Origin of the sequence: Rhizobium sp. Root491 (assembly GCF_001427205.1) — a bacterium.
GTDB classification, from domain to species: domain Bacteria; phylum Pseudomonadota; class Alphaproteobacteria; order Rhizobiales; family Rhizobiaceae; genus Agrobacterium; species Agrobacterium tumefaciens.
Map to the genome: position 1 here is coordinate 96176 of NZ_LMFF01000016.1, position 14099 is coordinate 110274.

14 protein-coding genes are annotated in these 14099 nt (G+C 58.3%); 8 read left to right on the forward strand and 6 right to left on the reverse strand.

The window, feature by feature from the left end:
• Positions 1–77 precede the first annotated feature (77 nt).
• A complete protein-coding gene (gene yajC, locus ASD46_RS18970) occupies positions 78–425 on the reverse strand; it encodes a preprotein translocase subunit YajC (protein ID WP_003515350.1) in 348 nt (115 codons plus the stop codon).
• A 207-nt stretch (positions 426–632) separates the two neighbouring features.
• On the opposite strand from yajC, the gene ASD46_RS18975 reads away from it, so the two are divergent.
• Together ASD46_RS18975 and fdhA are read left to right on the forward strand one after the other, a co-directional pair.
• A complete protein-coding gene (locus ASD46_RS18975; protein ID WP_013636188.1) occupies positions 633–1505 on the forward strand; it encodes an ATP-binding protein in 873 nt (290 codons plus the stop codon).
• Positions 1506–1809: 304 nt separating this feature from the next.
• Entirely contained in the window at positions 1810–3000 is a 1191-nt protein-coding gene (fdhA, locus tag ASD46_RS18980) for a formaldehyde dehydrogenase, glutathione-independent (protein ID WP_025593503.1), read from the forward strand.
• A 96-nt stretch (positions 3001–3096) separates the two neighbouring features.
• Here fdhA and ASD46_RS18985 read toward each other — a convergent pair whose 3' ends face one another.
• Positions 3097–3762: a TetR/AcrR family transcriptional regulator gene (locus ASD46_RS18985; protein ID WP_025593505.1), complete on the reverse strand. Its 666-nt coding sequence runs from the start codon at positions 3760–3762 to the stop codon at positions 3097–3099.
• A 111-nt stretch (positions 3763–3873) separates the two neighbouring features.
• Between ASD46_RS18985 and ASD46_RS18990 the strand changes: the two genes are divergently transcribed.
• Positions 3874–5268, forward strand: coding sequence for a cytochrome P450 (locus tag ASD46_RS18990; protein ID WP_025593506.1), 1395 nt, complete (start codon positions 3874–3876; stop codon positions 5266–5268).
• Between the two features lie 54 nt (positions 5269–5322).
• Here the strand turns inward: ASD46_RS18990 and ASD46_RS18995 are convergent, their stop codons facing one another.
• From ASD46_RS18995 to ASD46_RS19005, 3 genes are all read right to left on the reverse strand, one after another.
• Positions 5323–5526 (reverse strand): DUF3126 family protein, encoded by a 204-nt coding sequence (locus ASD46_RS18995; RefSeq protein WP_003515356.1) that lies wholly within the window; start codon positions 5524–5526, stop codon positions 5323–5325.
• Positions 5527–5677: 151 nt separating this feature from the next.
• The gene (cysE, locus tag ASD46_RS19000) at positions 5678–6502 is read right to left on the reverse strand and encodes a serine O-acetyltransferase (RefSeq protein ID WP_003515358.1); all 825 of its coding nucleotides are present in this window, start codon (positions 6500–6502) and stop codon (positions 5678–5680) included.
• A gap of 143 nt (positions 6503–6645) precedes the next feature.
• The gene (locus ASD46_RS19005) at positions 6646–7422 is read right to left on the reverse strand and encodes an alpha/beta fold hydrolase (RefSeq protein WP_025593509.1); all 777 of its coding nucleotides are present in this window, start codon (positions 7420–7422) and stop codon (positions 6646–6648) included.
• 170 nt (positions 7423–7592) lie between these two features.
• Here ASD46_RS19005 and ASD46_RS19010 point away from each other — a divergent pair, with 170 nt between their 5' ends.
• Both ASD46_RS19010 and ASD46_RS19015 read left to right on the forward strand, forming a co-directional pair.
• Entirely contained in the window at positions 7593–7838 is a 246-nt protein-coding gene (locus ASD46_RS19010) for a zinc-finger domain-containing protein (RefSeq protein ID WP_003495891.1), read from the forward strand.
• Positions 7839–7867: 29 nt separating this feature from the next.
• Positions 7868–9037 carry an FAD-dependent monooxygenase gene (locus tag ASD46_RS19015; RefSeq protein ID WP_025593513.1) on the forward strand — a complete coding sequence of 390 codons (1170 nt, stop codon included), beginning with the start codon at positions 7868–7870 and terminating at the stop codon, positions 9035–9037.
• A 2-nt stretch (positions 9038–9039) separates the two neighbouring features.
• Here ASD46_RS19015 and ASD46_RS19020 read toward each other — a convergent pair whose 3' ends face one another.
• Complete coding sequence (locus ASD46_RS19020; protein ID WP_025593514.1) at positions 9040–10227, reverse strand: cystathionine beta-lyase; 1188 nt, start codon at positions 10225–10227, stop codon at positions 9040–9042.
• A 376-nt stretch (positions 10228–10603) separates the two neighbouring features.
• On the opposite strand from ASD46_RS19020, the gene ASD46_RS19025 reads away from it, so the two are divergent.
• The 3 genes from ASD46_RS19025 (at position 10604) to ASD46_RS19035 (ending at position 14091) form a co-directional block, all read left to right on the forward strand.
• A complete protein-coding gene (locus ASD46_RS19025) occupies positions 10604–11626 on the forward strand; it encodes an amino acid ABC transporter substrate-binding protein (protein WP_003515366.1) in 1023 nt (340 codons plus the stop codon).
• A gap of 107 nt (positions 11627–11733) precedes the next feature.
• Positions 11734–12930 (forward strand): amino acid ABC transporter permease, encoded by a 1197-nt coding sequence (locus ASD46_RS19030; RefSeq protein WP_003515368.1) that lies wholly within the window; start codon positions 11734–11736, stop codon positions 12928–12930.
• Positions 12931–12933: 3 nt separating this feature from the next.
• Positions 12934–14091 carry an amino acid ABC transporter permease gene (locus ASD46_RS19035; RefSeq protein WP_013636194.1) on the forward strand — a complete coding sequence of 386 codons (1158 nt, stop codon included), beginning with the start codon at positions 12934–12936 and terminating at the stop codon, positions 14089–14091.
• Positions 14092–14099: the final 8 nt, after the last annotated feature.

The following is a 14099-nucleotide window of genomic DNA, read 5'->3' on the forward strand; positions in this document are numbered from 1 at the left end:
CGATCTCGGTCAGGGTTGGGGTTGCGCGATGCGCAACCCGTCAAATTCGGAAGCGGACGTTCAATTATCCGGCAGGATCAGGAAGCGGCTTCCGTCTTGACCACTTCGCCCTTCACGCGCACTTCGGCAATGTAAGCACGAGCGGCACGGATTTTCACGCCTTCGGCGATTTCGACTTCGAGTTCATTGTCGTCGATGACCTTGGTCACCTTGCCAACGATGCCGCCACCAAGAACGACCTGATCGCCACGGCGAATATTGGTCAACGTTTCCTGACGCTTCTTCATCTGCGCGCGCTGCGGGCGAATGAGGAAAAAGTACCAGACCACCATAAGCGGTGCAAACAGGAAAAGCATCTCAAGGCCGGAACCGAATGCAGACGCGCCGCCCGCCGTGTCCTGGGCAAAAGCTTGACTAATGAACATATAAAACTCCTCAACGATTACAGCACGACCTCGTATGCCGCCCCAGCTTTCAAGCCGCCGGAATATAGTGGGGAACGCCGGGAATGCAACAGATGCAGAAGCCACGCCGTACCGATTCCGGACCTCTTAACCTTTATGGGCCTGAAACGCCATGCTAGGCCGGGTTGAAAACATCGTTATGAACATCGGATAAGCGGAAGAAACACCATGATTCGAGAAGAGACGGCCACCCTGCTTCTTGCCGAACTGCGCCGGCTTAACGTCGCCATGGAACGGTTGGCAGGCCCGGCACCTGCCGTGAACGACTGGAATGCGGCGGATTGCTTTGTCTGGACGCCGGTCAATTCCTTTCTGCAGCCGGTTTCACGTCCGAACCGCATCGCGCTGAAACTCATTCGCGGCGTCGATCATGTGCGCGATATCCTGCACGAGAACACACTGCGTTTTGCCGATGGTTTTCCCGCCAACAACGTGCTGCTCTGGGGCGCACGCGGCATGGGCAAATCCTCGCTGGTCAAGGCCGTTCACGAAGATGTGCGCGCCGCAAGCGGCGTTCCCTTGAAGCTGGTCGAGGTGCATCGCGAAGATATCCACACCCTGCCCGCCTTGCTGGATATATTGAAAGCTTCCGGCGAACGCGTCATCGTCTTCTGCGACGACCTCTCCTTCGATCACGACGACACGGCCTACAAGTCGCTGAAGGCAGCACTCGATGGCGGCATAGAGGGGCGTCCGGACAATGTGCTGTTCTATGCCACGTCCAACCGCCGTCATCTTCTGCCGCGCCACATGATGGAGAACGAGCAATCGACCGCCATCAACCCTTCGGAAGCTGTTGAGGAAAAAGTCTCGCTCTCGGACCGCTTCGGCCTGTGGCTCGGCTTCCACAAATGCGGCCAGGAAGACTATCTGACAATGATTGACAGCTATGCCGAACATTTCGATCTCGGCCTTGATCGCGAAACCCTGCATCACGAGGCGCTGGAATGGGCGACCACGCGCGGCGGCCGCTCCGGTCGCGTCGCCTGGCAATATATTCAGGATGCCGCCGGGCGCCTGAGAAAATCGATCGACAGATAACGCCACCGTGACATCTGGCGAGAGCCGGTGTCGTTGCGGCTATAGGCGTTGTCGTATTCCCGACCGCCACATCGCCCGCCAAATGGTTTGCTGCACGTATCCGGCGTAATGCCGGGTATCTGCGGCGGGCGGTGATCAAGAGGCAGGCGACGTTTGTCCAAACGCGCCGATTGTTCTTCTTTCCATCCCTTCGCCGATTGAGATTCCACGCGAGCCGCATACGGGTCCGCGCATGAGTTTTGACGATATCCTGTCCGCGGAGGAGCGGGCCGGTATTGGTGTTCAACCCAAGGAGGAGATGGATATGAGCAAAAACAGAGGCGTCGTCTATTTGCGCCCCGGCCAGGTCGAGGTCCGCGACATCGATGATCCGAAGCTGGAGGCGCCGGATGGCCGCCGTATCGAGCACGGCGTCATTCTCAAGGTTATTTCCACGAATATCTGCGGTTCGGACCAGCATATGGTGCGCGGCCGCACCTCGGCGATGCCCGGCCTCGTCCTTGGCCATGAGATCACCGGCGAAGTCATTGAAAAAGGCGTCGACGTCGAGATGCTTGATATCGGCGATATCGTCTCGGTGCCGTTCAACGTCGCCTGCGGTCGCTGCCGCTGCTGCAAGTCGCAGGATACCGGTGTGTGCCTGACGGTGAACCCCGCCCGTGCCGGCGGCGCCTACGGTTATGTTGACATGGGCGGCTGGATCGGCGGACAGGCCAGATACGTCACCATTCCCTATGCCGACTTCAACCTTCTGAAATTTCCCGACCGCGACAGGGCGATGTCCAAGATCCGCGACCTTACCATGCTCTCGGACATCCTGCCGACCGGCTTTCATGGCGCGGTCAAGGCCGGCGTCGGTGTCGGCTCCACGGTCTATGTCGCGGGCGCCGGTCCGGTCGGTCTGGCGGCTGCCGCGTCTGCCCGTATTCTCGGTGCCGCCGTCGTCATGATCGGTGATTTCAACAAGGATCGCCTTGCGCACGCCGCCAAGGTCGGCTTCGAGCCCGTCGATCTTTCCAAGGGTGACCGGCTGGGCGACATGATTGCCGAGATCGTCGGCACCAACGAGGTCGACAGCGCCATCGATGCCGTTGGTTTCGAAGCGCGTGGCCATTCGGGCGGCGAACAGCCGGCCATCGTTCTTAACCAGATGATGGAAATCACCCGTGCCGCCGGCTCGATCGGCATTCCCGGCCTTTACGTCACCGAAGACCCAGGTGCGGTCGATGCCGCAGCAAAACAGGGCAGCCTGTCGCTTCGCTTCGGTCTCGGTTGGGCCAAGGCACAATCTTTCCATACCGGCCAGACGCCGGTGCTGAAATACAATCGCCAGCTCATGCAGTCGATCCTGCACGACCGCCTGCCCATTGCCGACATCGTCAATGCCAAGATCATCGCACTCGACGACGCCGTACAGGGATATGAAAGCTTCGACCAGGGTGCCGCAACCAAGTTCGTGCTCGATCCGCATGGCGATCTGCTGAAGTCGGCCTGATAACGGCGGCTTAAGACCCGCGAGATGGGAAACGCCCGCGATAGATATTGTCGCGGGCGTTTTTGCCAGCATTCACATTGTCACCATCAGGTGAAATCATGGATCAACTTCAAGCATCGCCTCCAGCTCGGAGGTGGCCAATGGTGAGAGATAGGGTCGAAACAGGCTGGACACCTGCCGAAGTCCCCAGTCCAGCTGCTGCGGCCCGAATTCGGTGACCCCTTCCTGAAGGTTGAGATAAGCCGCCCAATAGGTCGAGACGATCCAGAGATTGGTAAGCAGGGCCTCCCGCTCGGTTTCTGGAATCTCTGCAAGCCCTGCCCTCTCCATCCGGCTGACGATATCATCAACGGCAAGTCGCATTGCCGCGCTTATGCCGCGAACCGGCTCCACCAGCGCAGGTGCGGAGGAAAGAAGGCCGACAAGATCACGAAACAGGAAGCGGTAGTTCCACACCAGCGAAAACCAGAGCCGCAGAAAGCCAGCATATGTCGATGCGGCAACTTCGTCCTCTTCGTCGATCTTTGCGACAACCGCCAGCGCGTCGGTCTCGAACAGGGCAAACAGCGCCAGCACCAATGCCTCCTTGGTGCGGAAATGATAATAAAGATTACCCTCGTTGATATTCACTGCCCTTGCGATCTCGGCTGTGGTTACGTGATCAGGCCCCCTCTCGTTAAATAGTTGGAGTGCGGCAGCGATTATTCTCTGTCGTGTGGGGGAAGGACGCCCCGTCGATCGTCCGGCCTCGCTTTTCTTCATTGATATCGGACCCCGCCATTGAAACCTAAGGTGCACACCTTAAATAAATAAAATAAGGTACACACCTTAACAAATAAATTTGAGTGTTCAACGCGAATAAAGGACCTGTCCATGCCCGGAACCGACCTTCGCACCCCGCTCCCGGATACATCCGCTGCGGCACCCGTATCGAAATTCGCCACAGCACGTTTGGCCCTCTCACTCATCCGCAACCCGCTGAACGCATTGCCACCGGAGATTTTCAACGAACCGGCGGTGTTTATCCGTGTCGGCGGTACGATGCGCGTCCATCTTGCCGATCCTGTCCTTATTCATGAGGCCCTAGTCAAGAACGCCCATCTGCTCGGCAAGGGTGAGGACGTGCGCCGCGCGCTTGGCCCCGCTCTCGGACAGGGCCTTCTGACCGCCGATGGCGATCACTGGAAATGGCAACGGCAATCCGTTGCCGCCGCCTTCCGGCACGAAAAGCTGCTGGAGCTGCTGCCCGTCATGATCGAGGCGGCGGAGCGAACCGGCAGACGCTGGCGCGCATCTCCTTTCGGTGACATCGATATCGGCCATGAAATGATGCGGACCACCTTCGACATCATCGTTGAGACCATGATGTCCGGCGGCCACGGGATCGATATCGGGCGCGTGGAGCAAAGCATCACCGACTATCTGAAACCGACAGGCTGGACCTTCGCGCTCGCCATGCTGGGCGCACCGGAATGGCTCCCTCACCCCGGTCGGCGCAAGGCCCGGGCGGCTGTCGGTTATCTGCGCTCCAGCCTGTCGACGGTGATTGCGGACCGGCGGCGGAACCCCGTCGAGAGAAACGATCTGGTGTCCATGCTGCTTGAGGCGAAGGACCCGGAGACGGGACGCACGATGAGCGACAAGGAAATCATCGACAATCTGCTCACCTTCATCACCGCCGGTCACGAAACGACTGCGCTCGGTCTGGCATGGACGTTCAATCTGCTGTCGCAACACAGCGACGTGGAGCGGAAAGTCGTTGAGGAAATCGCAGCCGTCACGGGTGCAAATCCCGTCGCCGCAGAGCACATCGCCCAACTGACCTATACCAGACAGGTATTTTCCGAGGCGATGCGGCTTTACCCACCTGCCCCGGTCGTTACCCGCACGGCGTTGCAGGATTTCAAGCTCGGCGACCATGATATTCCTGCCGGAACCGTTCTTTATGTGCCGATCTACGCTGTCCACCGGCACACGGCGCTGTGGGACGAACCGGAACGTTTCGACCCTTCCCGCTTCGAGCCGGAAAAGACCAAGGCGCGTCACCGTTACGCCTATATGCCCTTCGGTGCAGGTCCGCGTGTCTGCATCGGCAATGCATTTGCGATGATGGAGGCCGTGTCGATCCTGGCGGTGCTGTTGCAGAACGTCCATCTCGAAAACAGATCGGCAAGTCCGGCGGAGCCACTGATGAGGGTGACGTTGCGGCCGCAAAGCCGCTTGATGATGCGTATCACCGACCGCAAAAACAAATCGCCCGCGGCGTGAACCACCGCGGGCGACTATTAATCCGGGAAAACACCCGTCACCGGGCAGTGACGATCAAAGATCGACGTCGAGGATTGCCATGGAGAAGTTGTACGAGCGGTCGCCGTCCTCGTCATCGATGTAGACAACGCCAAGGAACTCTTCGCCAAGATACACTTCGGCGGAATCGTCCTTACGGGGACGCGCCTTCACAACCATCTTTTCATTGAAGGTGCGCTTGAAATAGGCGTCGAGTTTTTTGATTTCGTCGGCTTTCACCACTATTCTCCTGTGCGGTTCGGGTTGCGCCGCTTTTGGCATGGGACAAAGGCGAAAGTAAAGTGAAAGCGGCACATCGCCAATGTCTTTCACAGGCCATGTCTTTCACGCGGAGCCTTCCACACGGACGATTGAGAAAATATCGGACCCGTCAGATATCGGCTCCGATGACCTGATCCATCAGGCGCGAGGGTTCGGAACACCCCGCCTCTCCCACCACCCGCGCCGGCACACCGGCAACGGTGGTCTTCGGCGGTACCGGCTTCAGCACCACAGAACCGGCGGCGATGCGCGAGCAGCTGCCGATCTCGATATTACCGAGGATTTTCGCGCCCGCTCCGATCATCACGCCATTGGCGATCTTCGGATGGCGGTCCGCCCCCTCCTTGCCGGTGCCGCCAAGCGTCACGCCATGCAGGATGGAAACGTTGTCGCCGATAACGGCCGTCTCGCCGACCACAAGCCCGGTGGCATGATCGAGGAAGATACCCTTGCCGATGCGTGCTGCCGGATTGATATCCGTCTGGAAAATGCTGGACGAGCGGCTTTGCAGATAAAGCGCCAGATCCCTGCGGCCCTTTTGCAGCAGCCAATGGGCAAGGCGATGCGTCTGGATGGCCTGAAACCCCTTGAAATAAAGGAGCGGCTCCATGAAGCGCGTGCAGGCCGGATCGCGATCGTAAACCGCCTGGATATCGACGCGCAGCACGCTGCCCCATTCGGGCCAGTCATCCAGCATGTCCTGAAAGGTCTGGCGCAGAAGAACGGCCTGCATATCGGGATGATCGAGGAGTTCACAGATGCGATAAATCACGCATTCTTCCAAAGACCGGTGATTGAGGATTGTCGAATAAAGGAAAGCCGAAAGCAGCGGGTCCTGCGCCACGGCGCTTCGTGCCTCATGCAGCAGGCTGCCCCAGATCGGATCGACGATCGCCAGCTGTTCCGGCTGACGGGCCTCGGTACGTGCGACCATGAATGGTCTCCTCGTTTGCAGTAGTCGTTCTTTATACAGAAAAAGACGTGCATAAGAAATGGGATTCGAATGACGACTTTAAAGGCGGCAAGGCTTCAGTTTTTCTTCATGCAGCATGAAAAACCGTTTCTTGCCGCCACCCATCAAAGGCTGCGGTAAAATTCCAGAACCGCCGCCTTGAACACCCGGTCGCCAACGGCCAGCATGTGGTCACGGCCGGGAATGTCGATAGCGCGCGCATGCGGCATGATCGCAGCAAGTTCGGCACCCGATCCGGCGATATCGTCGTTGGTTCCGACCGCGATCAGCGTCGGTGCATCGATCTTTGCGGCCTGTTCGCGGCTGACGAGGACACGCGACGTCTCGATACAGGCTGCAAGCGCCAGCCGGTCGCTTTTCGTCTGGTCGGCAAAGGCGCGGAACATGCGGCCGCGCTCATGCGTGACGACATCGAGCGAGGGCGCCAGCAGCGCTTCGGCGATCGGATCCCAGTCACCCACACCTTCCACCATGCCGATGCCAAGTCCGCCGAAAACCAGTGAGCGGACACGCTCCGGATGTGCCATCGCCAGAAAGGCCGAAATGCGTGCGCCCATGGAATAGCCCATCACATGAGCCTCCGCGATGCCGAGATGATTAAGCAGCGCCACCGCATCGCCGGCCATGACGGGCGGATAATAGGCTTGCGGATCATGCGGCTTGTCGCTTGCGCCATGGCCGCGATTGTCGATGGCAATCACCCGGTAACCGGCGTCACCAAGCGTTTTCAGCCAGCCTGGATGCACCCAGTTGACGTTGGCGCTGGAGGCAAAGCCGTGAATCAACAGAACCGGATCGCCCGCCGGATCACCTTCATCGAAATAGGCAAGGCGAAGGCCGTCATGGGAAAAATCGGAAAATTGCGGCATGTTGAGATTCATCAAGGACATCCTTTTTGCCGGACCATATGGCAGGAAATCGCAATTTTGAACATGTTTTCCTGACGATTTTTATGGAGATGCAATGCGTTTGAGGCTACATATCCGCAGCAATAAGCCCATGCTCGATGACGACCTGCGGCTTAACCACGATATTGCATTTGGAGACGAACATGGCCGGGCATTCCATTCCCCACTTCCAGAACGATGGCGGACACAGCGTGATCGAGATCGGCGTCAAGGAATTCATGTGCACCGGCGCTTCGGTGCCTTTCGATCATCCCCACATCTTTATCGACATGGGCGACGACAACGAGAAGGTCTGTTCCTATTGTTCCACCCTTTACCGCTACAATCCGTCGCTGAAGGCCGAGCAGACCAATCCTCCAGGCTGCGTCTTCCATGTGAAGGCCGCCTGACCTTCCACCTTTCCTGATCGGGGCGCGACATGCCCATCAAATCCGTAGCCATCGTCGGTGCCGGCATCGCCGGTCTCACCGCAGCGCTTTCTTTTGCCCGCCAGGGCATCAGCTCTGACATCGTTGAACAGGCCGGCGAACTGACGGAAGTCGGTGCGGGCCTGCAAGTATCGCCCAATGCCGCCCGCATCCTTGCCGCACTCGGCGTGATGGCTGAGATAGAGGCGCGTTGGACCGAGCCGGTCAGTGTCGATCTGGCCGATGGCAAATCGCTTGCCACGTTGCTTTCCTTACCCGTGGGTGCGACGGCCCGCACACGCTGGGGCGCACCTTATGGCGTGCTGCATCGCTCGACGTTGCAAAACGCGCTTCTCAATGCGGTAACGCGCAATCCGCTCTGCCGCCTGCATCTTGGCAAACGTATCGAAAACGCGACGACAGACGTCATCGCTGCAACCACGTTCCGCGATCACGACCTGATCGTCGGCGCAGACGGTGTCTGGTCCGCGGCCCGTTTCGCTGTCCCCTCCGCCCCCACTGCCACCTTCTCCGGCAATATTGCCTGGCGCTTCACGGTCGTGGCAAAAGATGTGCCGTCAGCCATCAACAAAAGCGCCGTCACCGCCTATCTCGGTTCGGGTGGCCATATCGTCGCCTACCCGCTCAAGGAAGTCGGCGGCTTCAACATCGTCGCCATCGCACTCGGCGCCGATCCCGGCGCAACATGGCGGGCGGAATCGAGCGGCCAACAGAAAGCCATGCTGCTCGCGCAGTTTCGCGGCTGGAGCCCGGATATCGTTCGGCTGCTGGCATCGTCGGAAAATCCGACCTTCTGGCCGCTTTATCAGGCCGGTCCCGGACGCTGGCACAATGGTCGCGATACGGTGCTGATCGGCGACGCTGCCCACGCGATGATGCCCTTTGCCGCACAGGGGGCGGCGATGGCCATCGAGGATGCTTTTGAACTGGCGGGCACATTGACCGGAACATCCCTGACCGTACCACAGGCCCTTGCCGCCTTCGAAGCCCTGCGTCTGCCGCGCATAGAAAAGGCCCGCAAGCGGGCCTCTCTCAATCGTTTCGCCTATCACGCCACAGGCCCGGTTCGGCTTGCCCGGGACTTCGTCTTCTCGACACGTCCGAGGGAAGCCTTCCTGAAGGACTTCGACTGGCTATACGGCTACCGCGCCAAAGGCTGAGGTTAAACCGCGGCTGCCGCCGCAAACCCGGCCTCGAGATCCTTCTTGAGGTCGGCGATATCTTCAAGCCCTATCTGCAGACGGATGACCGGACCTTCCGACGGGCCTCTGGCAATCGTCCTATCGACAAGCGACACCGACACGGCAAGCGATTCGTATCCACCCCAGGAATAGCCGAGCCCGAAGAAGGTCAGCGCATTCAGGAATGCCGCCGCAGTCTGCTTGTATTTGCCCTCTTCGGCCTTCAGCACGAAGGAAAATACGCCGCTCGCGCCCTTGAAATCGCGCTTCCAGAGTTCATGCCCGGCAAAGCTCGGCAGGGCCGGATGCAGAACGCTCACGACGTCGTCGCGGCTTTCCAGCCAGGTGGCGATGTCGAGGGCGCTTTTCTGGTGGTGCGCAAGCCGAATGCCCATGGAGCGCATGCCGCGCAGTATCTGATAGGCGTCATCAGGCGTCACGCAGATGCCAAGATTGGTGTTCGCCTGATAAAGCGTCTTCCAGTGCTTTTCATTGGCGGAAATGAAGCCCATCAGGACATCGGAATGACCTGACGGATATTTGGTGGCGGCATGGATGGAAACATCGACACCGAAATCGAGTGGCTTGAAATAAAGCGGTGTCGCCCAGGTATTGTCCATCGTCACGACGCAATCGTGCCTGTGGGCGATCTCGGTGATCAGCCGAACGTCCTGAATCTCGAAGGTATTGGAACCCGGAGCTTCGAGATGCACCAGCTTGGTATTCGGGCGGATCAGCGCTTCGATACCCGCCCCGATCGCCGGGTCGTAATACTCCACCTCCACACCAAGCTTCTTCAGCATCGTGTTGCAGAAGCGGCGTGTGGGAAAATAAACCGAATCGACGATCAGCGCATGATCGCCAGCGCCAAGATAGGCGAGGAACGGCACGGTGATCGCCGCAAGGCCCGATGGCACGAGAATGGTTCCGAAAGAACCCTCCAGCTCGTTGACGAGATTGCATAGCGCATCGGTCGTCGGCGTGCCGTGGGTGCCATAGGTGTATTTCTGGTTTTCGGTCGAAAGCGTCTCGGCATCGGGGAAAAGCACGGTAGAACCGCGCACGATGGGCGGATTGACGAAACCGAAACAGTCGGCGGGATCGTTGCCGCCATGGGTCAGGCGCGTATTCATACCTGCGGTGGAAAGCAGGTCATTGGTCTTGGTCATTTCAGATCAGCTTTCGAAGGGATATTGACGCGAGCGACAATGCGGAGAGCCGGAGGCAAGGTCAAGTCCCGCAGAACATTCGTAGATGGGAGGATTGATCCACCCAGCAACAGCATACAAGAAGTATACAAAATTCGTGCAAGTGTATTTTTCCGCAAAAATATGCTTATATTTTCACCCTTTGCACACTTCCCGACCAAAATTTGGAAAATTCCGTTTTATAGGCACAATTATTGTCGGCATGTCTTGACCCCGCTGCCAATTACGATTGTGATAGAAAAAGCGGATCGAAAAGATCTGCTGAAGGGGGGAGCTGGGGCAAAAACAATATGCCGGTCCTCTTCCGATTGACGATAACAAACAAAGGTTGGGAAAAATGAAAAAGGCAATTCTGTCGGCCGTTATCGGCGCAGCAGTTTTGGGAGGAGCCTCGGTCGCTTCGGCTGCGACGCTTCAGGACGTGAAGTCGAAAGGTTTCGTCACCTGCGGCGTGAGCGCTGGCATTCCGGGATTTTCCAATCCCGATGACAAGGGCGAATGGTCCGGCATCGACGTGGACTATTGCCGCGGTATTGCCACTGCGGTTTTCGGCGATCCTACAAAGGCTAAATTTGTCGCTCTTTCGAGCAAGGACCGTTTTCCGGCTCTCCAGTCTGGCGAGGTCGACGTTCTGACCCGTAACACCACCTGGACGATCAGCCGCGACACATCGCTCGGCTTCAACTTCCGTACCGTCAACTATTATGACGGCCAGGGCTTCATCGCCAAGAAGGGCCTCAACGTGAAGTCCGCGCTTGAGCTTTCCGGCGCCGCTGTCTGCGTTCAGACCGGCACGACCACCGAGCTCAACCTTGCCGACTACTTCAAGACCAACAACCTGCAGTACAACCCGGTTGTTTTCGAAAAGGAATCCGATGCGACTTCGGCTTATGATTCCGGCCGTTGCGACGTTTACACCACCGACCAGTCCGGTCTGTACGCTATCCGTCTCAAGCTGAAGAACCCCGATGACAACATCGTTCTGCCTGAAGTGATCTCCAAGGAGCCGCTTGGACCGGCCGTTCGCCAGGGCGACGACCAGTGGTTCGACATCGTGACGTGGGTTCACTACGCGATGGTCAACGCCGAAGAGCTGGGCATCACGTCGAAAAACGTCGACGAGCAGAAGAACAGCGCCAACCCTGATATCAAGCGTCTGCTTGGTACTGAAGAAGGCACCAAGATCGGTACCGATCTCGGTGTGACGAACGACTGGGCCTACAACATCGTCAAGAAGGTCGGCAACTACGGCGAAGTCTTCGACCGTAACGTTGGCGCCGGCTCGCCGCTGAAGATCGAGCGTGGCCAGAACGCGCTTTGGACCAAGGGCGGCCTGCAATACGCACCGCCGGTTCGTTGATCGGCACTATCGTTGGCTAAGGACTGAAGGGAGGCTGGGCAATGCCCGGCCTCCACTTGAAATTATAGAATAAGCTCGCAAAGAGCATATAAAAGGGAAAGGTGCCTATGGCAGGCAACGCGGTCAGTTCGCAACGATCGCGCGCGCAAAGCGCGTCGTCACTCATTTACGATCCACGCATACGCGGAATTTTTTATCAGGTTCTGACAGTCGTCATCCTGACCGCCTTCGTCTGGATCATCGTGACGAATACGATCACAAATCTTCAACGGTCAAACATTTCGTCCGGCTTCGGCTTCCTCAATGGAAGAGCCGGCTTCGATATCGGCCAGTCGCTGATCGCTTACACCAGCGATGCGACCTATGGCCGGGCATTGCTCGTTGGTATTCTCAACACAATTCAGGTCGCATTTTTTGGCATCATCGCCGCGTCGATCATCGGTTTCATCGTCGGCATCGCCCGGCTGTCCAACAACTGGCTGATCTCGAAGCTGGCGCAGGCCTATGTGGAAATCTTCCGCAACATCCCGCCCCTGCTTGTTATCTTCTTCTGGTACAAGGGCGTCATCTCCGTTCTGCCGCAGGCCCGCGATTCGCTGCAGCTTCCGCTTGGAACCTACCTCAACAATCGCGGCTTCTTCTTTCCAAAGCCTCTCTGGGGCGAAGGGACGTGGCTGATACCGCTCGCTTTCGTGGTCGCCATCGTCATCAGCGTCTTCATTTATCGCTGGGCGAAGGCCAGGCAGGAAAGAACCGGTGAGCAGTTCCGCACCGGCATCACCGCAACACTTCTCATCATCGGCCTTCCGGCTGCGACATTCCTCGCGCTTGGCTCACCCCTGACATTCGATTACCCGATTGCCGGGCGGTTCAACCTTGCGGGCGGTTCGGTCGTCGCACCTGAATTCATGTCGCTGTTTCTGGCGCTCTCCTTCTACACTGCTTCCTTTATCGCCGAGATCGTTCGCGGCGGCATCAAGGCCGTGGCAAAAGGGCAGACCGAGGCAGCGGAGGCATTGGGTCTTCGCGCCAGCACGACGACACGTCTGATCGTCGTTCCTCAGGCGATGCGCATCATCATCCCGCCGCTGACAAGCCAGTATCTCAACCTGACCAAGAACTCATCGCTTGCGGTCGCGGTCGGTTTCGCCGACATCGTCTCCGTTGGCGGCACGATCCTGAACCAGACGGGACAGGCGGTCGAAGTTGTCGCTATCTGGCTCGTTCTCTATCTCTCGCTGTCCATTCTCACGGCCGTGGTCATGAACTGGTTGAACGCGAAAATGGCCCTGGTGGAGAGATAATAGATGACGATCAGCAATCACGCGTTCGTGCGCCACACCATTGAAGAAGCCAAACCCGCGCCTTCAAGCGCGGTTGGTATCAGCCATTGGCTGCGCACTAAACTTTTCGCCACGCCGAAGGACACCGTCCTTACGGTTCTTGCCATCGCGTTCCTCGCCTATCTTTTGCCACCAATCTTCAAGTGGCTGTTCGTAGACGCGGTATGGACCGGTACGGATCGCATCGCCTGCCTCACCGCCTCCCAGGGCGGTGCGCTGGCCGATGGCCAGTCCGGCGCATGCTGGGCCTTCGTTTCGGCGAAGTTCGGCCAGATCATGTTCGGCCGTTACCCGATCGATGAACGCTGGCGTCCTATCCTTGTGATGGTCATGTTCACCATCCTCCTGGTGCCAATGCTCATTCCGAAAGCGCCGTTCAAGCGGCTCAATGCGCTGGCGCTTTTCATCATCCTGCCAGTCATTGCGTTTTTCCTCCTCATCGGCGGCGTCTTCGGCCTGCCGGTGGTGGAAACGCAGCTCTGGGGCGGCCTGATGGTCACCCTGATCCTGTCTTTCTTCGGAATTGCAGTGTCCCTGCCCTTCGGCATTCTTCTGGCGCTTGGCCGCCGGTCGAACCTGCCGGTAATAAAAATGCTGTGCGTGCTTTTCATCGAAGTTATCAGAGGTATTCCTCTGATCACCGTCCTGTTCTTCGCCAGCATCATGCTGCCGCTGTTCCTTCCCGACGGCTGGACCTTCGACAAGTTCCTGCGCGCTCTGGTCGGCGTGTCGCTCTTCTCGTCCGCCTATATGGCGGAGGTGATCCGTGGCGGCTTGCAGGCCATCCCGAAGGGGCAATATGAAGGGGCAGACTCGCTCGGCCTGAACTATTGGCAGAAAACCCGGCTGATCGTGCTGCCGCAGGCGCTGAAGCTCGTCATTCCGGGCATCGTCAACACCTTCATCGGTCTTTTCAAGGACACGTCGCTGGTCTCGATCATCGGCATGTTCGACCTGCTTGGCATTGTCACACTCAACCAATCGGATGCGAACTGGGCGACACCCGTTACGGCAATGACGGGCTATATTTTCGCCGGGTTCATATTCTGGATATTCTGCTTCGGCATGTCGCGTTATTCGCTGTTCATGGAACGGCACCTCGACACCGGGCATAAACGATAAGGGACGCT

Bases quoted from the DNA above. Each gene is read 5' to 3' on its own strand.
- yajC (WP_003515350.1), bottom strand. From the start codon at position 425: ATGTTCATTAGTCAAGCTTTTGCCCAGGACACGGCGGGCGGCGCGTCT.
- ASD46_RS18975 (WP_013636188.1), top strand. From the start codon at position 633: ATGATTCGAGAAGAGACGGCCACCCTGCTTCTTGCCGAACTGCGCCGG.
- fdhA (WP_025593503.1), top strand. From the start codon at position 1,810: ATGAGCAAAAACAGAGGCGTCGTCTATTTGCGCCCCGGCCAGGTCGAG.
- ASD46_RS18985 (WP_025593505.1), bottom strand. From the start codon at position 3,762: ATGAAGAAAAGCGAGGCCGGACGATCGACGGGGCGTCCTTCCCCCACA.
- ASD46_RS18990 (WP_025593506.1), top strand. From the start codon at position 3,874: ATGCCCGGAACCGACCTTCGCACCCCGCTCCCGGATACATCCGCTGCG.
- cysE (WP_003515358.1), bottom strand. From the start codon at position 6,502: ATGGTCGCACGTACCGAGGCCCGTCAGCCGGAACAGCTGGCGATCGTC.
- ASD46_RS19005 (WP_025593509.1), bottom strand. From the start codon at position 7,422: ATGAATCTCAACATGCCGCAATTTTCCGATTTTTCCCATGACGGCCTT.
- ASD46_RS19010 (WP_003495891.1), top strand. From the start codon at position 7,593: ATGGCCGGGCATTCCATTCCCCACTTCCAGAACGATGGCGGACACAGC.
- ASD46_RS19015 (WP_025593513.1), top strand. From the start codon at position 7,868: ATGCCCATCAAATCCGTAGCCATCGTCGGTGCCGGCATCGCCGGTCTC.
- ASD46_RS19020 (WP_025593514.1), bottom strand. From the start codon at position 10,227: ATGACCAAGACCAATGACCTGCTTTCCACCGCAGGTATGAATACGCGC.
- ASD46_RS19025 (WP_003515366.1), top strand. From the start codon at position 10,604: ATGAAAAAGGCAATTCTGTCGGCCGTTATCGGCGCAGCAGTTTTGGGA.
- ASD46_RS19030 (WP_003515368.1), top strand. From the start codon at position 11,734: ATGGCAGGCAACGCGGTCAGTTCGCAACGATCGCGCGCGCAAAGCGCG.
- ASD46_RS19035 (WP_013636194.1), top strand. From the start codon at position 12,934: ATGACGATCAGCAATCACGCGTTCGTGCGCCACACCATTGAAGAAGCC.